Genomic DNA, 16,333 nt, shown 5'->3' with positions numbered 1-16,333 from the left:
GGCCGTGCAGCGCGCGGGCGTCGTGCAATTGGTTACAAATGGATACCGCGAACGACGCGCGGACGTTGCAGACTACGCGGCGTAACGGCTCGGCGACGCGTTCACCGGCATTGCCGCATGCCGTCCGACCTTCACCCGATTCGCGGAGTTCCATGAAGTTTCCCACGCTGCTGACGCTCGGCTGTGCGGCCACGCTGCTCGCCGCCTGCAACCTGCTCCACGACGGCCCCGGATCGAGCGACGTCGACGCCGCGGTGCGCCGCGCGCTCGAAGCGGAAAACCACGGCGGCCTGAACGCGCTGCTCGGCCAGCCGCTGCCCGTGTCGGCCGACGTGATCTCGGCGAAACCCGACGGCGACTGCAGGAAGACCGGCGAGCGCACCTACACGTGCGACGTCGTGATCACGTGGCGCAACGGCGATTACGCGCCGTCGCGCGCGAACCTGACCTTCGTCAAGGCCGCCGACGGTTCGTGGCAGACCTCGGGCGTCGACGCCGCGATCGCGACGGGCGCCGCCAAGTCGCTGATCGACAGGATCGGCAAGGCATGGCCGGGCAATGCGGCCAGCGGTGCGTCGGCGCCGCAGTGACGCGCCCGAGACGGGGTTCGTCGCGCTTTCTGCCGAGTACGTCCCGGCGATCGGGACCGCATCATCTGTCTTCCGACGCTGACGACCTGCGATCCGCCGCCGATGACGGCGGCGGCCCGCGCGCAGCCGTGCGAGTCACGCGCCGGTCAGCGCCTGCGCCCGGCGGCACCGGTCACCGGTGCGGTCTGCGCCGGGCGACCTGACCCGGTCGAGCCGGCGGCATCCGCGCCGGTCCCGGACGATTGCACGACACGTGCCTCGGCGGCGCGGATATCGTCCGGATACTGACACTTCAGCGGCTTGCAGCCTGCTTGTTGAAGCTGGCGTAACCGGGCGACGACCTCGGCACGCGTGACGGGGCCGCTGGCCGACTGCGCGAACGACACGACAGATGTGCCGCGACCGGTGGCCCAGCTGGTTCGACCGGCGCTTAAGTCCGGAATAACGAAGAAAAAGGGTGCAAACGCGGACTCGTATCGGCCGGGCCCATCCTCGGCATGTGGGCCGGCATATAGGGAAAACCCTTAATCCGCGCTATAATCACGACCTAGAAGAAAGGTCGAACCATGCCCGAACGTTTCCAATCCCTTGAAAAATTTGTGTTTTCCCTGGTCGTGATGTCCGCGGTCGTCTGCTCCGCATTCCTTGCGTACGAGCGTCACCCCGAGATCAAGATCGCGCTGCACGAAGGCGAAGCGCTGATGCGCGAAAGCGCCAAGTATTCGGTCATCTGCTCGCCGTCCAAGGTCGATCCTTGCGTCGAGATGTCCGCTTACTGAGCGTCGCCTCCCGCTGCTCCCGCTGACCCATCCCCGCTGATTCCCGCCGACGCGCGGCCGATGGCCGACACGCGCCGGCGGCGCGCATCGCGCACCCACGCGCACCGGTTCCGGTCGCGCGTCGGCTAAGTACCACCTCTCTTCGATTCTCCTATGCCGCTGCGGCGTCCTGTCCGCAACGCGTCTTCCCGTCTTCACGTCCTCCCGTCCTCCTGGCCGGCGCGTCGCTGCCGACGCCGGGCACGGCACACTGCCGCCGTTCACCTTCGCGCATGCCGCACTCAATCCGCCGTCACGACATGCCGCGGCTCGCCGCTCGCAAACGCCGTGACGTTGTCGACGAGCTGGTCGGCCAGCGCCTGCATCGCCTCGTCGCTCGCCCACGCGACATGCGGCGTCAGGATGAACGCCGGATGCGACAGAATCGCGTGGAACGGATGCGCGGCCGGCAGCGGCTCCTGCGTCACCACGTCGAACCCCGCGCCCGCGATCTGCCCCGACTGCAGCGCGTCGACGAGCGCGCTTTCATCCACGAGCCCGCCGCGCGCGGTGTTGATCAGCAGCGGGCGGCGCGCCATCCGCGCGAAGGCGGCCGCATCGATCAGGTTCCGGGTCGCCGGCGTCAGCGGGCAATGCAGCGTGATCACGTCGCTGTCGCGCAGCAGCGTGTCGAGCGGCACACGATCGCCACCCCGGGCGTCGCCGTGCGCGACGAACAGCACGTGCATGCCGAGCGCGCGGGCGATGGCGGCCACCGCACGGCCGAGCACGCCGTCGCCGACGATGCCGAGCGTCGCGCCGGCCAGGTCGCGGATCGGATGATCGAAGAAGCAGAACTGCCCGCTGTCGAGCCAGCGTCCCGCGCGCACCGCGTCGCGATATGCGACGAGGCTGCGCCGCAGCGCGAAGATCAGCGCGAACGTGTGCTCGGGCACCGTGCGCACCGCATACCCGCGAATGTTGCTGACGACGATGCCGCGCGCCGCGCAGGCCTCGAGATCGACGACGTCGGTGCCGGTCGCGGCGATCGCGATCATTTTCAGGTGCGGCGCGCGGTCGAGCGCCGCCGCGTCGAGCCGGACCTTGTTGGTCACGACGATGTCCGCGTCGCCGATACGCGCGGCGACTTCGTGCGCGGCCGTCCGTTCGAAGGCCTGGAGTGCATGCGGAAACGGGAGCGGCTTCAGCACGGTCTGCGGCGACAGCGTCGCGCGGTCGAGAAACACGATCTTCGCGGGAGAGGAGCGGGAAAACATGGCGGGTCTCACTGACGGGCGCCCGGCGGGCGCGCAACGGCAACGATTCTGCCAACGGCGCGCGTGATCGGGCTTGACCGTTGCGCGAGCGCGCTTTCCCGCGCGGAAAGGCCGGCGCCCCTCGCAGGCGAGGGCGCGACGTTCTCCCGGTTCGCTGCCTTTCCGTTCGGGAAAGGCAGGTTGAGCATCGATCGATTTTCGCCGGGCGCGAACGCCGTCATGATCGCCGTCATCGACAACACGATTTCTTCGGAGACAGTCATGACGCGCCCCCTGGACGGTATCCGCGTGCTGGAACTCGGCCAACTGATCGCCGGGCCCTTCGCGGGCCGGATGCTCGCCGAATTCGGCGCGGACGTGATCAAGGTCGAGCCGCCCGGCGTCGGCGACCCGCTGCGCAAATGGCGGCTGCTGCACGACGGCACGTCGGTCTGGTGGGCCGCGCAGTCGCGTAACAAGCGCTCGCTCGCGCTCGACCTGCGCACGCCCGAAGGGCAGGACGCCGTGCGCCGCCTCGTCGCCGGGACCGACGTGCTGATCGAGAACTTCCGGCCCGGCACGCTCGAAGGATGGGGGCTCGGCTGGGAGGCGCTGTCCGCGATCAACCCGCGGCTCGTGATGCTGCGCGTCTCGGGCTTCGGCCAGACCGGCCCGTATCGCGACCGGCCCGGCTTCGGCGTGATCGCCGAGGCGATGGGCGGCCTGCGCCACCTGACCGGCGAACCGGGCCGCACGCCGGTGCGCGTCGGCGTGTCGCTCGGCGATTCGCTGTCGGCGCTGCACGGCGTGATCGGCATCCTGCTCGCGCTGCGGCATCGCGAGCAGCAGGGCGGCAAGGGGCAGGTCGTCGACGTCGCGCTGTACGAATCCGTCTTCAACATGATGGAAAGCCTGCTGCCCGAATACTCGGCGTTCGGCGCCGTGCGCGAGGCGGCCGGCAGCAGCCTGCCCGGCATCGCGCCGACCAACGCGTACCGCTGCCGTGACGGCAAGTACGCGCTGATCGCCGGCAACGGCGACAGCATCTTCCGGCGCCTGATGGAACTGATCGGGCGCCCCGATCTCGGCAACGATCCCGCGCTCGCGCACAACGACGGGCGCGTCGCGCAGGTCGCGCGCATCGACGCGGCGATCGGCGCTTGGAGCGCGCGGTACGACCTCGACGAGGTGCTCGCCGCGCTGAACGACGCGCGCATTCCGTCCGGGCGCATCTACGACGTCGCGGACATCGCGGCCGATCCGCATTACCGCGCGCGCGACATGATCGTCGACGCGGCGCTGCCCGACGGCACGCCCGTGCTCGTGCCGGGCATCGTGCCGAAACTCGGCGCGACGCCGGGACGCATCGAGCGTCCCGCACCCGCGCTCGGCGCCGACAGCGACGCGGTACTCGAATCGATCGGCATCGATGCCGCGACGCGCGACGACTGGCGCACGCGCCGCGTGATCTGAACCAGCCACCGGGACAACGACATGAGCAAGCCCCCCCAACGACTCTACCTCCACGAAGTCGCGACGCGCGACGGTTTCCAGAATGAAGCGGCGTTCGTCGACACCGACGACAAGATCGCGCTCGTCGACGCATTGAGCGCATGCGGCTTCGCGAAGATCGAGGTCACGTCGTTCACGTCGCCGAAGGCGATCCCCGCGCTGCGCGACGCGGAGGCCGTGATGCACGGCATCATGCGCGCGCCGGGCGTCGTCTATACGGTGCTCGTGCCGAACGTGCGCGGCGCGGAGCGTGCGCTGTCGTGCGGCGTCGACGAGGTGAACCTCGTGATGTCAATGAGCGAGAGCCACAACCGCGCGAACCTGCGGATGACCCGCGAGCAGTCGTTCGCGCAGCTGCGCGACGTGATCGACGCGGTGCGCGGCTCGGGCGTCGCGATCAACGTGTCGCTGTCGACCGCGATGGGTTGTCCGATGGAAGGCGACGTGCGTGACGAAACCGTGCTCGCGTGGATGCAGCGCTTCGCGGATCTCGGCGTGCACGGCTTCACGCTGTGCGACACGACCGGCATGGCGTATCCGTCGCAGGTGCGCGGGCTGGCCGGACGCGCGCGCGGACGCTTCGGCGCGTTGCAGCTCACGCTGCACTTTCACAACACGCGCGGGATGGCGCTCGCGAACACGCTCGCCGCGCTCGACGCCGGCATCGACCGCTTCGACGCGTCGCTCGGCGGGCTCGGCGGCTGTCCGTACGCGCCGGGCGCGACCGGCAACGCATGCACCGAGGAGCTCGTGCACATGCTCGCGCTCGACGGCTACGATACGGGCATCGACCTCGCGGCCGTGCTCGCCGCGGCCGCACGGCTGCCCGCGCTGATCGGGCATGACGTGCCGAGCCAGATCCTGAAGGCCGGGCGCCGCTCGGACCTTCATCCGCCGCCGCGCGCCGAAGCCGGCGACATGCCGGCGCAGCGGGCTTTCTCGTGAACAGGAGCGAATCACATGGCGCTGATTGACCACCTCGACCACCTCGTGCTGACCTGCGTCGATCCCGAGCGGACGAAGCATTTCTACACGGAAGTGCTGCAGATGCAGCTCGAAACCTTCGGCGCGGGCCGGCTCGCGTTCCGTTTCGGCAACCAGAAGATCAACCTGCACGTGCGCGGCGCGGAGTTCGAGCCGAAGGCGCACGTGCCGGTGCCCGGTGCGCTCGACCTGTGCTTCATCGCGTCGGTGCCGCTCGACGACGTGATCGCGCATCTGCAACGCGTCGAATGGCCGATCGTCGAAGGGCCCGTCGAACGCACCGGTGCGACGCGCAAGATCCGGTCGGTGTACGTGCGCGACCCGGACCTGAACCTGATCGAGATCTCCGAGTTGATCTGAGTTGCGCCGGGCGGCGGCCGTCGTGCCGCTTCATCGCGGCCGGTCCGCCCGTTCGCGCACGCGCCGGCAGAACCTGCCCGCTGCGCGGCAGTCCTCCGCCGAAAGCGGACAGGCGCCCGCCGCGCCCGCCGATTCCGGATAGCCGGCCCCGGTCGCGCTGCGGATAATGGTGCAACGGCGTCGGCCTGTCCGCCGCCTTCGCCGCGGGCACCGCGAACGTCCCGCGTATCCGCAATCCGACCCAGGAGCTTCCCGCATGACGATCCTCTATCGCGGCATGGACCGCGCGGCGCTCGACGCCGCCTACCTGAACACGAAGGCCATTCCCGATTTCCCGGCCGTGCTCGCATCGTGCCAGGCACGCAGCAGGGCGCTTTACGATGCGACGCCCGGGCGGCGCGACCTGCGTTACGGCGCAGGTTCCGAGCAGCGCTTCGACTGGCTGCCGTGCGGCCGTCCCGGCGCGCCGCTGTTCGTGTTCATTCACGGCGGCTACTGGCAGCACTGCGCGAAGGAGGATTTCGCGTACGCGGCCGCCGGGCCGCTCGCGCGCGGCTTCGACGTCGTGCTCGCCGAATACACGCTCGCCCCGGCCGCATCGATGACCGACATCGTCGGCGAGATCGGCACGTTGCTCGACCATCTCGCGGCCGATCCCGACGGCATCGGCACCGCACGGCGGCCGATCCACCTGGGCGGTCACTCGGCGGGCGGCCACCTGACGGCCGTGCATCGCGCGCATCCGGCCGTCGTATCGGCGCTGGCGATCAGCCCGCTCGTCGATCTCGAGCCGATCTCGCTCTCCGTGCTCGACGACAAACTGAATCTGACCGCACGGGAAATCGCCGCATACAGCCCGCTGCGTCATGTCGGGCCCGGCGCGCCGACCGTCATCGCGGTCGGCGCGGCCGAGCTGCCGGAACTCGTGCGCCACGCACACGAATACGCGGACGCATGCGAAGCGGCCGGCGAGCGGGTCGCGCGCGCATGGCTGCCCGGCATGCAGCACTTCACGGTGCTCGACGATCTCGCGACGCCCGACAGTGCGATGCTCGCCGCGTTGCAGGCGATCGGGCCGCGCTGACCGCGCCGGATTGCACCCATTCGCGCCAATCCGCGCCGCGCGGCCGGGCGTATGATCGGCATCAGGCCGGTCCGGCGCCATTCGCCCGCGCCGCACGGCTTTCCCCTGGACCTTCATCATGGTGAACCCGCTTCATTTCGATTTGCAGTCGCTGCGCGTGTTCGCGCTCGTCGCCGAGCACGGCAGCCTGACCAAGGCGGCCGAACACGGCCAGCTCACGCTGTCCGCGGTCAGCAAGCGCATCGCCGAACTCGAAAGCGTGACCGGCAGCGCGCTGTTCGTCCGGCATGCGCGCGGTGTCGAGCTGACGCCGGCGGGCCGCGCGCTGCTCGACCATGCGGCGAAGGTGATCGAGCAGGTCAACCGGATGGCGCACGAGATGAGCGACTACGTCACCGGCGTGCGCGGCCACATTCACGTGTGGACCAACACGTCGGCCATCGTCCAGTTTCTGCCGGCCGATCTCGCCGCATTCCTCACCGACAATCCGGGCATCAAGGTCAGTCTCGAGGAGCGGCTGAGCCACGAGATCGTCGACGCGCTCGAGGCCGGCAAGGCCGATCTCGGCGTGTTCGCGGACAACGTGCCCGCGCCCGGCATCGAACGCCGGCTGTACCGGCGTGACGAGCTCGTGCTGCTCGTGCCGCGCGGACATCGCTTCGCCGCGCACGACAGCATCCGTTTCGCGGATACGCTCGATGAAGACTACGTCGGCCTGAGCGACGGCAGCTCGCTGCTTGCGCGGATGACCGATGCCGCATTCGCGGCCGAACGCTCGCTGAAGCTGCGCATCCAGGTATCGAATTTCGACGGCGTGAGCCGGATGATCGAGGCCGGGCTCGGCATCGGCGTGTTGCCGCGCGACGCGGTAACCGGCGAGCGCGCGGCGCGGCTCGGGGTCGTGAAGCTCGACGACGCGTGGGCCACGCGCACGCTGTGGGTCGGCGTGAAGGCCGGCACCGTGCTGACCACCGACATCGCGAAGCTGTTCGATTTCATGTCGGCGCGCTGAGCGCGCCGTCGACGCGAGGCACGGGGCGCGTATTCGCACGCCCCGTGCCGGTCGCCGCGTCATACCGGGTTGATGTCGTCCTGGCTGCGCCGCGTGGTCAGCGGCCCGAGCACGCGCAACGTGACGGCGACGATGCCGAGCGCGACCGAGATCACGCCGAACATCGCACCCGCGCCGTGTTCGGCCAGCACCGGCAACAGCACGAACGGCAGCACGCCGCTGACGATGCGCGACAGCGAGTACGTGCTGCCGATCGCGGTCGAGCGTACGCGCGCCGGGAAGATCTCCGCCTGGTACACGTGATATGCGTTGCTGAACACGTTCGATGCACAGGTCGTCAGGAAGCCGAAGCAGACGATCAGCGCCGTATTGCCCGAGTACGCGAAGCACAGCCCGAACGCGGCGATCGACAGGATCGACACGATCACGAGCGTGCGGCGCTCGATCCAGTTCAGCAGCGGAATCGACAGCAGCGAGCCGATCGGATAACCGATGAACGACAGTGCAATGAACAACGTGCTGTCCGTCACGTCGAACCCGCGGCTCTTGACGACCGTGCCCGCGAGCGTGCCGAAGCCGTAATAGCCGAAGCCCTGGAACAGGTGGAACACCGCGAGCATCAGGTAGCGCGCGCCGTAAGGCCGGCGGCGCAGCAGCGCGATGCGCTCGCCGAGGCTCAGCGGGCGCCGCGGCTCGGCCGATGCCGCGAACTGCTCGGGCACGCGCACGCCGGCGCTGTCCGCGAAGCGCCGCGCCGCGGCATGCGCATCCGCGATGCGGCCCTGCGCGAGCAGCCAGCGCGGGCTTTCCGGCAGCCGGTGCTGGACCAGCAGCATGTACACGGCACCGAGGCTGCCGATCGCGAGGATGATGCGCCAGCCGGCCACGCCCGCGACATGCAGCGGGTTCAGCCACAGCGCGAGGAAGCCGACCAGCGGCACCGCGACGTACGAAGTCGTATAGGCCCACGCGGCGAGCCGTCCGCGCTTCTCCTTCGGCAGGATTTCCGACAGGAAACTGTCGGCGACCGGGTAGATCGCGCCGACGCCGATACCCGTCAGGAACCGGCATGCGACCAGCATGTCGGCGTTCACCGAGAACGCGCCGATCAGCGAGAACGCGCTGTACCAGACGAGCGTCAGCAGGAACGCCTTGCGCCGGCCGATGCGGTCGGCGAGGGTGCCGAGACACATCGCGCCGACGAACATCCCGATGAATGCCGATGCCAGCAGCAGCTTGAAATCGGCGCTTTGCCGGCTCAGTCCGTATTCGTGCTGCAGCGCGGAACCGATCGTGCTGACGAGGAAGATCTCGTACATGTCGAAGAACAGCCCGATGCCGATGACCCAGACGACGAACCGGTGTAGCGCACCGACCGGCAGGTCGTCCATGAATTCGCCGAGCGTGATGCCGCGGGCGGGCAGGGCCGTCGCATCGGCGCCGGCCCGGGCCGCGGGCGGTACGGCGGACGCGGGTCCGCCCGCGGTGCCGCCAAGGTCGAGGGGTTGGCTGTTCATCGTGTCTCCTGATTGTCAATTCGCCGTGGCGCGACGCCCGGCCGTTCGTGGCCGGCATCACAGGCCGGTCGCGCGACGCGACGCATGCGCGCGCCGGGCCCGCGAAAGGCCGGATGAGCGAGTGGCGCCGATCGTCCGAAACATGGTGGGCGAATTTGCGCGGCGCGATAATTGCGGATGCTTCAAGCACCCTTTCCCGAGCAGAAAGGCTGCGGAACGCCCGCGCCACGGGCGTCGGAAACAAGGCCGGCCGCTGCGGGAACGCAAGGACAGGGATAACCATGGGTCATGCTGCGCGCTCGGCGATCGGATCGGCAGCTGGAACGTAATCGTCGGCTGCCTGATGTTGACCGCGCTCGCCGGCCGCGCGGCTGACGGCCTGCGCGGCGCTCGCATATCGGGTGCGCGGCCGATAGCGCCGATCACGGGCTGGCCCGTGGGCGACGGACTGGCGTAGCATGGGCGCAGTTGCGGGGATGCCGTTGCGCGCCCCGTTCGGACGCGACGATCCGGGAACGCGTCGCGCCGCGCGCGGGCGAGCGTCATCGCCCGATCGTCCGCCGTATCCGACACCGCTTTCGCATGGCCGGCTCCGCGCAAAGCGCCGTGAGCACACCACGTGCCGAACCCGATCCAGCCACTTCGGCCGGCACCCGGCCGCGGCATTCCGATCCCCGACGTTGCAGGAGGCAACGACATGAATCGACCGACCGACAACCGGACGCTGTTGCGCACGCTCGGCATCCGCACCCCGATCATCCAGGCGCCGATGGCCGGCGTCAGCACGCCCGCGCTGGCGGCTGCCGTGTCGAACGCGGGCGGGCTCGGCTCGCTCGGCGTCGGCGCGACGAACGCCGACGGCGCGCGCACGATGATCCGCGACACGCGCGCGCTCACCGACCTGCCGTTCAACATCAACCTGTTCTGCCATCAGCCGGCCCGTGCCGACGCCGCCGTCGAACGCGCGTGGCTCGACTGGCTCGCGCCGGCGTTCCGCGAACAGGGCGCGGCGCCGCCGGCGTCACTGTCGGAGATCTACACGAGCTTCGTCGCGGACGATGCGATGCTCGCGATGCTGGTCGAAGAAAAACCGGCGGTCGTGAGCTTTCATTTCGGGTTGCCGTCCGATGAGGCCATCGCCGTGTTGAAGCGCGCGGGCATCACGCTGTTCGCGGCCGCGACGAATCTCGACGAAGCCCGGCAGATCGCCGCGGCCGGCATCGATGCGATCGTCGCGCAGGGCATCGAGGCCGGCGGCCACCGCGGCGTGTTCGACTCGACGGCACACGACGACGGACTCGGCACGTTCGCGCTGACGCGCCTGATCGTGCGCGAATGCGCGCTGCCGGTGATCGCCGCCGGCGGCATCATGGACGGCGACGGCATCGCCGCGGCGCTCGCCCTCGGCGCGCAGGCCGCGCAACTCGGCACCGCCTTCGTCGCGTGTCCGGAGACATCGATCGACGACGGCTATCGTCGCGCGCTCCTCGGCGACGCGGCGCGCCGCACGACCTTCACGACCGCGATTTCCGGCCGCCTCGCGCGCGGCATCGCGAACCGCCTGACCGCGCTCGGCGACGATCCGCATGCACCGGCCACGCCGGCCTATCCGATCGCGTACGACGCCGGCAAAGCGCTGCATGCGGCCGCCAAGGCGAACGGCGAGTTCGGCTACGGCGCGCAGTGGGCCGGGCAGGCGGCGCCGCTCGTCCGGTCGCTGCCGGCGGCCGAACTGTTCGCGACGCTCGAGCGCGAGACGCGAGCGGCCATCGCGCGGTTGCAGCACGTGCTGGACTGATTCCCGGGCCGCGCGCGCCGACGCTCGGCGAATGCGCCGCTACGCCACTGCAACGCGCATCGACGGCCACAAAATTGCAACGTTCTGTATCCGCGCGCCGCGTGGATACAGCGCGATACAACGCATGGGCCCGGGCCCGCTATAAAGCGGACATGACCTCTTGAGGAGCACGACATGTCTGCGACATGGTTCAACGGATCCTGCCACTGCGGCACGGTGAAATTCGAAGTCCGGACCGCGCTTGCGCCGGCGGTTCGCTGCAACTGCAGCCTCTGCCGCCGTCGCGGCGCGCTGATGAGCCCGATGTTCGCTGCGGCCGACCTCAAGATCGTCGCGGGCGAGGGCGCGCTGACGCTCTACCGCTTCAACACGCGCACGGCCCGTCACTATTTCTGCAGCCGGTGCGGCATCTATCCGTTTCACCAGACGCGCAAGGACCCCGCGTGCTGGCGCGTCAATCTCGGCTGTCTCGACGGCGTCGATCCGTACGCGCTCGACGCGGCGGTCGCCGACGGCGCGAGCCTTTCCGTCGTGGAGGACGCATGAAACGCTGGCTGATGATCCTGCTGTTCGCCGCGGGCGGGCTCGCAACCGAAATCGCACATCCGGTCCAGTGTTCGCTGCTGTCGATCAGCCGAACGCGGACCGGCAATCGCCGGGGTCGAAACGACGGATGCAGGGACTGAGCGCGAGCGGGGCGCCGCGCGTATCGCATCCTGTTGATCGGAAACGATAATCATGCTCCCGATAAGATCGCACGCGATATATAATGCGTTCATCTGCGACACGATCCCGTGTCGATGGAGGACGCTCATGAAACCGACCGAAGCACAATCGCCCGCCACGCCGCAACTGTCCGAGTTCCTGTGTTTTGCGATCTACTCGACGAACCTCGCGTTCGGCAAGGCATACAAGCCGATCCTCGAAGAGCTCGGCCTCACGTACACGCAATACATCACGATCATTGCGCTGTGGGAGGAGGGCAACCAGACGGTCGGGCAACTCGGCGAAAAGCTGTTCCTCGAGTCGAACACGCTGACACCGATCCTGAAGAAGCTCGAGGCGATGGGCTATCTGGAGCGGCACCGCGATCCGTCGGACGAGCGCCAGGTGCTCGTGAGCCTGACGAAAAGCGGCCGCCGCGTGCGCGAGAAGGGGCTCGACATGAACCTGGTCGAAGCCACCGGGCTGAAGTCCGACGAGTTCGCGAAGATGCAGAAGGCGATCGTCACGCTGCGCGGCAACCTGATCGCTTCGATCGACGAATAGACGAATAAACGCAGGTTTCGATATCGGGCCGGCGACGCGATTGCCGCCGGCTCCCTCCGCGATTGCCATACATTTCCGGCGGCCAGGAACCGGCGCACCGCTGCGCCCGGTCCGTTACGACCGGCTCTGCGGCTGGCCCGTCCCGGTCTCCGCGCGCCCCAGCACCAGCAAATGCATGTCGCGACGCGTCGTGAAGCCGAGTGCCCGATAGCGCTCGATCGCGATGTGATTCGACGTGAGCACGTGCAGGAACGGCGTTTCTTCCCGCGCGCGGATCGCCGCGATCAATGACCGGATCAGTCCGGCTGCGAGGCCCTGGCCCCGAAACGCGGGATCCACGCACACGGCGCTGATCTCGGCATGGCCGCCGGCTCTCATCCGCTCACCGGCCATCGCCACGAGCCGGCCCTGCCTCCGGAAACCGATATAACCACCGAACTCGACGGTGCGCGGGCCGAACGGGCCCGGTTCCGTCGCCGTGATCAGCTCGAGCATCTCCGGCACGTCGGCTTCGGTCAGCCGGACAGGCGCCAAAGGATGCGCGTCGTCGAGTGCGCCTCGCCAGATCATTTGATGCAGCATCGCGCGCCGCACCACGGAAAAACCGGTCGGCGTCGTGATCTCGTCCGGCGTGACCAGAGCCGCCGGTCCGTGCGCGTCGACCAGTTCGCGCAACGCGTCCAGAGCGACCGGACTGCGGTCGGCCATGCCGGCAAACGGCGCGAGCGTGGGAGGGAACCGCCGCGCACGCTCGTCGCCGAGTGCGAAACGCTGCTGCTCGCCGGCGAGCGCATTCCATACGACATTGTCGAGCGGATGCGATCCGACTGCTTCGCGTCCCGTCGTTGCTTCCCGCATCGCCTGCTCCTGGATTGAAGGCCGTCCGTCGCACAGCATAGACGCGATCGCCCGCACATGTCGCAGACGAACAAAAAGCGCATGCGATTACATCGCATGCGCTTTATTTGACTGGCGGTATCGCCGATTTCGTCGCGACATTCAATGACCGAAATAGATCGAGCGCTCGGCCGTGCGAATCGCGCTGCGACTGCCGGATTGCGCCGCGCCGTCGGCGTTGCCGCCATAACCGGCTGCCTGCGTGTCGGTCGCCGTCGTGTCGTTGTCGCGAACCCGCTTCAGCGCTGCCTGCAGGTTGTCCGGATAGGCCGGATCGTTCGGGCGATTCGGCAGATAGCCGGCCTGCTGGAGCGCGGCCAGCTCCGCCCGCACCTGCGCACGCGTCACGGTGCTTTCGGTCGCGAAGGCCGGCGCGGCAACGGCAGCCGACACGGCGACGAGCAGGGCTGCAATCAGTTGGGACTTCATCATTCACCTCGGTAGAAAAGAGTGCGTCCAGGGTTGTGCGCGGCACGCCGGCAATCGGCGCCGAACTCGGTTTCGTTCAATGGCCGAAGTAGATCGAGCGCTCGGCGACACGCGTGACGGAACGGCTGCCCGACTGCGTGGCGGCTGCAGTGTCGCTGCCATAACCGGACGCCGACGCATCGGCCGCGACGGTGTCGTTCGCGTGGATACGGGTCAGCGCCGCCTGCAGGTCGTCCGGATAGTGCGGATCGTTCGCACGGCCCGGCACATAGCCGGCTTGCTGCAGCTGGAAGAGTTCGGCACGCACTTGTGCACGGGTCACGACGGCGTCATTGGCAAAGGCCGGCGCGGCAACGGCAGCGGATACGGCGACGAGAACGGCAGCGATCAATTGGGTTTTCATCATTCACCTCGACAAGAAAATGGCAGGACATTCGTGAGAGCGGCGCCTGGCCGCCCGATGCAATGCTCAGACGATGCGGATCTCGACGTCGATGTTGCCGCGCGTCGCCTTCGAGTACGGGCAGGTCTGATGCGCGGTGTCGACGATGTGCTGCACGACGTCACGATCGAGCCCGGGCACGCTTACGTTCAAGCGGGCCTGCAGGAAGTACGCGTTGCCGCCGATGCCCAGGTCCACTTCGGTGTCGACCGCGAGGTCGGCCGGCAGCGTCACCTTCGCCGCGCGCGCTGCAAGCTGCATCGCGCCGATGAAGCAGGCCGACCAGCCGGCTGCGAACAGTTGTTCCGGGTTGGTGCCGGTGCCGGCGCTGCCCGGCGACGACAGCTGGATGTCGAGGCGGCCGTCGGAACTGCGCGCCGCGCCGTCGCGGCCACCGGAAGTCGTGTGCGTCTTGCCCGTGTACAGCACTTTTTCGATCTTGCTCATCGTTCACTCCGTCAGGTTGGAAGGTTTTCTCAGGTGCGATTCGATCGCATGCGATGCAGTTTCGTCGAGACGTCGAGCGCCGTCAAGCGGATTCGATTAAATCGCATGCGATATTTTGTATTTCAATGTATCCGGATCGTGTCGGGCCTTGCGGGACAAGGCCCGACGGCGATGCATCCCTTATATTGAAAAGACGGCGCGCGAGCGGAAATTTCACGGCGGGCAGGGCAGACGCCCGCCGGAAGGGGCGTTGTCTCGGCGGCGGCAACCCGGTTACGCCGCTCGAATTTCGGCGATCACGACCAGGATCACGGCCGCGTCGGCCGGCAACTGGCGCTGGGAAAAGGCCGAGCGCGCGTGTCCCGCCTTGTCGCCCAGCACGGCGGCGAACAGGTCGGAGGCACCGTCGATCACGGCCGGCTGGCCGTAGAAGCCGTCGGCCGACGCGACGTGGCCCTCGACCCGCACGATGTGATGCAGGCGGTCGAACCCGCCCAGGTGCCGGTTGATCTGCGCGAGCACGTTCAGCGCCGCGAGCTGCGCCGCGTGCCGACCGTCATCGACGTTCAGTTGTTCGCCGACGCGGCCCGTATAGGCCACCTTGCCGTCGGCAAGCGGCAGTTGCCCGGACACGAACAACAGGTTGCCGGCTTCGCTGACGGCGGTATAGCTGCCGAGCGGTTGCGGCGGTTCGGGTAGCGTGAAGCCGAGTTCGGCCAGCTTCTGTTCGATCGTCATCGTGTTCTCCTTCTGGGATGGTTGATGGGTCGGCCGCAGCGCGAAAGCGCCGCTCGCCAGAACTTCCGTGAGTCACTCTAGTGAGGCGGTCAGGGCCGGTAAATATCGTTCGCGCAATTGATTCGACACACGATGTAACGAATCGCGCGCGGCACGAAACGACGCGAACGCATGCAGGCGCCGCCGCCCGGTGGTGCCTGCCGAGCTCGCCGGCTCGCTGGTTTCCCGCCCGGGATTCATGCACACTCGTTGCCTCGACGTCCGGCGATGGAAGCGCCGGACACGGCAGGAGCCCCCTCATGCAACGAAAATTCGACGACCTCCTGCTCGGCAGCATCGAGCTGTTCTGCCTGGCAGCCGAACTCGGCAGCTTCACGCTCGCCGCGACCGCGGCGAGCGTTACGCCGGCCGCGGTCAGCCGGTCGGTCGCGCGGCTCGAGGAGCGTCTCGGTGTCCGCCTGTTCGTACGGACGACGCGCCAGATCCGCCTGACCGATTCCGGGCGGCGCTACTTCGAGCAATGCCGTGATGCGCTGTCGCAGCTCGTCGATGCGGAGCGCGAAGCAACGGGCCAGCAGGCAACCCCGGCGGGCGTGCTGCGCATCAGCATGCCGACGCCTTACGGACACTATCGCGTGCTGCCGCTGCTGCCCGCGTTTCGCGAGCGATACCCGGACGTACGCGTCGACACGCATCTGAGCAACCGCAACATCGACTTCGCCGAGGAGGGCTTCGATCTTGCGATCCGCGGCCGTGCGCCGGCGGATTCGAGCCTCGTCGCGCGCACGCTGGAGGACGCCGAACTCGTCGTCGTCGCGACGCCCGGCTACCTGAAGCGCGCCGGCGTGCCGCGCGCCATCGACGATCTGCACGCGCACGAATGCATCCAGTTCGAGCTCCCGAGCAGCGGCCGGCCGATTCCGTGGCTGTTCGACGACGGCGCGGCGGAAATCGAAATCGCGACGACCGGCGGCTACGGCGCATCGGGCGACGTCCTCGCCGGCGTCACGCTCGCACGCAGCGGCGCGGGCCTGTTCCAGACCTATCGCTTCATCGTCGAACGGGACCTGCGGGAGGGCACGCTCACGGAGGTGCTGTCCGGCCAGGGCGGGCGGTCGCGGCCGTTCGTGCTGCTGTATCCGCATGCACGCTATCTGTCGTCGCGTGTACGCGTCTTCGTCGACTTTCTCATCGAACATCTGGAGCAGGCGCCTGGCAAGCGGGCGCGCTAGCCGCGTCC

21 protein-coding genes are annotated in these 16,333 nt (G+C 68.5%); 12 read left to right on the top strand and 9 right to left on the bottom strand.

What is annotated here, in order from left to right; translation table 11 throughout:
- Positions 1 to 152 precede the first annotated feature (152 nt).
- Complete coding sequence (locus DIE22_RS06185) at positions 153 to 590, top strand: hypothetical protein (protein WP_124497599.1); 438 nt, start codon at positions 153 to 155, stop codon at positions 588 to 590.
- A 146-nt stretch (positions 591 to 736) separates the two neighbouring features.
- On the opposite strand, the gene DIE22_RS39290 is transcribed toward DIE22_RS06185, so the two are convergent.
- Entirely contained in the window at positions 737 to 976 is a 240-nt protein-coding gene (locus DIE22_RS39290) for a DUF4148 domain-containing protein (protein ID WP_409410184.1), read from the bottom strand.
- Between the two features lie 180 nt (positions 977 to 1,156).
- Between DIE22_RS39290 and DIE22_RS06175 the strand changes: the two genes are divergently transcribed.
- Positions 1,157 to 1,369, top strand: a complete 213-nt coding sequence (locus DIE22_RS06175; RefSeq protein ID WP_014897011.1) for a hypothetical protein — start codon at positions 1,157 to 1,159, stop codon at positions 1,367 to 1,369.
- 281 nt (positions 1,370 to 1,650) lie between these two features.
- On the opposite strand, the gene DIE22_RS06170 is transcribed toward DIE22_RS06175, so the two are convergent.
- Both DIE22_RS06170 and DIE22_RS06165 read right to left on the bottom strand, forming a co-directional pair.
- On the bottom strand, positions 1,651 to 2,625 hold the full coding sequence (locus DIE22_RS06170; protein ID WP_124497600.1) for a D-2-hydroxyacid dehydrogenase: 975 nt from the start codon (positions 2,623 to 2,625) through the stop codon (positions 1,651 to 1,653).
- A gap of 8 nt (positions 2,626 to 2,633) precedes the next feature.
- Entirely contained in the window at positions 2,634 to 2,888 is a 255-nt protein-coding gene (locus tag DIE22_RS06165; RefSeq protein ID WP_124497601.1) for a hypothetical protein, read from the bottom strand.
- Between DIE22_RS06165 and DIE22_RS06160 the strand changes: the two genes are divergently transcribed.
- The 5 genes from DIE22_RS06160 to DIE22_RS06140 all read left to right on the top strand — a co-directional run bounded on the left by DIE22_RS06160 (position 2,887) and on the right by DIE22_RS06140 (position 7,556).
- Complete coding sequence (locus tag DIE22_RS06160) at positions 2,887 to 4,077, top strand: CaiB/BaiF CoA-transferase family protein (protein WP_124497602.1); 1,191 nt, start codon at positions 2,887 to 2,889, stop codon at positions 4,075 to 4,077. The two genes, DIE22_RS06165 and DIE22_RS06160, sit on opposite strands and share 2 nt — an antisense overlap.
- 21 nt (positions 4,078 to 4,098) lie before the next feature.
- Entirely contained in the window at positions 4,099 to 5,061 is a 963-nt protein-coding gene (locus DIE22_RS06155; RefSeq protein ID WP_124497603.1) for a hydroxymethylglutaryl-CoA lyase, read from the top strand.
- A gap of 15 nt (positions 5,062 to 5,076) precedes the next feature.
- A complete protein-coding gene (locus DIE22_RS06150; RefSeq protein ID WP_124497604.1) occupies positions 5,077 to 5,460 on the top strand; it encodes a VOC family protein in 384 nt (127 codons plus the stop codon).
- A gap of 256 nt (positions 5,461 to 5,716) precedes the next feature.
- Positions 5,717 to 6,544 carry an alpha/beta hydrolase gene (locus DIE22_RS06145; protein WP_124497605.1) on the top strand — a complete coding sequence of 276 codons (828 nt, stop codon included), beginning with the start codon at positions 5,717 to 5,719 and terminating at the stop codon, positions 6,542 to 6,544.
- 118 nt (positions 6,545 to 6,662) lie between these two features.
- Positions 6,663 to 7,556 (top strand): LysR family transcriptional regulator, encoded by an 894-nt coding sequence (locus tag DIE22_RS06140; RefSeq protein ID WP_124604722.1) that lies wholly within the window; start codon positions 6,663 to 6,665, stop codon positions 7,554 to 7,556.
- A gap of 59 nt (positions 7,557 to 7,615) precedes the next feature.
- Here the strand turns inward: DIE22_RS06140 and DIE22_RS06135 are convergent, their stop codons facing one another.
- Entirely contained in the window at positions 7,616 to 9,073 is a 1,458-nt protein-coding gene (locus tag DIE22_RS06135; RefSeq protein WP_124497607.1) for an MFS transporter, read from the bottom strand.
- A 697-nt stretch (positions 9,074 to 9,770) separates the two neighbouring features.
- Here DIE22_RS06135 and DIE22_RS06130 point away from each other — a divergent pair.
- The 4 genes from DIE22_RS06130 (at position 9,771) to DIE22_RS06120 (ending at position 12,140) form a co-directional block, all read left to right on the top strand.
- Positions 9,771 to 10,871 carry a nitronate monooxygenase family protein gene (locus DIE22_RS06130; protein WP_124497608.1) on the top strand — a complete coding sequence of 367 codons (1,101 nt, stop codon included), beginning with the start codon at positions 9,771 to 9,773 and terminating at the stop codon, positions 10,869 to 10,871.
- 174 nt (positions 10,872 to 11,045) lie between these two features.
- Positions 11,046 to 11,417, top strand: coding sequence for a GFA family protein (locus DIE22_RS06125; RefSeq protein WP_124497609.1), 372 nt, complete (start codon positions 11,046 to 11,048; stop codon positions 11,415 to 11,417).
- Entirely contained in the window at positions 11,414 to 11,557 is a 144-nt protein-coding gene (locus tag DIE22_RS38095) for a hypothetical protein (protein ID WP_185640560.1), read from the top strand. The genes DIE22_RS06125 and DIE22_RS38095 overlap by 4 nt, the downstream gene beginning before the upstream one ends.
- Positions 11,558 to 11,684: 127 nt before the next feature.
- On the top strand, positions 11,685 to 12,140 hold the full coding sequence (locus DIE22_RS06120) for a MarR family winged helix-turn-helix transcriptional regulator (protein ID WP_124604721.1): 456 nt from the start codon (positions 11,685 to 11,687) through the stop codon (positions 12,138 to 12,140).
- A gap of 114 nt (positions 12,141 to 12,254) precedes the next feature.
- Here DIE22_RS06120 and DIE22_RS06115 read toward each other — a convergent pair whose 3' ends face one another.
- From DIE22_RS06115 to DIE22_RS06095, 5 genes are all read right to left on the bottom strand, one after another.
- Positions 12,255 to 12,998 (bottom strand): GNAT family N-acetyltransferase, encoded by a 744-nt coding sequence (locus DIE22_RS06115; RefSeq protein ID WP_124604720.1) that lies wholly within the window; start codon positions 12,996 to 12,998, stop codon positions 12,255 to 12,257.
- A gap of 141 nt (positions 12,999 to 13,139) precedes the next feature.
- Complete coding sequence (locus DIE22_RS06110; protein ID WP_124497612.1) at positions 13,140 to 13,469, bottom strand: DUF4148 domain-containing protein; 330 nt, start codon at positions 13,467 to 13,469, stop codon at positions 13,140 to 13,142.
- Between the two features lie 73 nt (positions 13,470 to 13,542).
- Positions 13,543 to 13,869: a DUF4148 domain-containing protein gene (locus DIE22_RS06105; protein ID WP_124497613.1), complete on the bottom strand. Its 327-nt coding sequence runs from the start codon at positions 13,867 to 13,869 to the stop codon at positions 13,543 to 13,545.
- Between the two features lie 66 nt (positions 13,870 to 13,935).
- Positions 13,936 to 14,355: an organic hydroperoxide resistance protein gene (locus DIE22_RS06100; RefSeq protein WP_124497614.1), complete on the bottom strand. Its 420-nt coding sequence runs from the start codon at positions 14,353 to 14,355 to the stop codon at positions 13,936 to 13,938.
- A gap of 273 nt (positions 14,356 to 14,628) precedes the next feature.
- Positions 14,629 to 15,093, bottom strand: coding sequence for a RidA family protein (locus DIE22_RS06095; RefSeq protein ID WP_124604719.1), 465 nt, complete (start codon positions 15,091 to 15,093; stop codon positions 14,629 to 14,631).
- Positions 15,094 to 15,392: 299 nt separating this feature from the next.
- Here DIE22_RS06095 and DIE22_RS06090 point away from each other — a divergent pair, with 299 nt between their 5' ends.
- Positions 15,393 to 16,325 carry a LysR family transcriptional regulator gene (locus DIE22_RS06090; protein ID WP_124497616.1) on the top strand — a complete coding sequence of 311 codons (933 nt, stop codon included), beginning with the start codon at positions 15,393 to 15,395 and terminating at the stop codon, positions 16,323 to 16,325.
- The last annotated feature ends 8 nt before the right edge of the window (positions 16,326 to 16,333 follow it).

This window comes from Burkholderia sp. Bp9142, from assembly GCF_003853415.1.
GTDB lineage: Bacteria > Pseudomonadota > Gammaproteobacteria > Burkholderiales > Burkholderiaceae > Burkholderia.
This window is presented reverse-complemented; position numbering and strand designations above follow the sequence as displayed.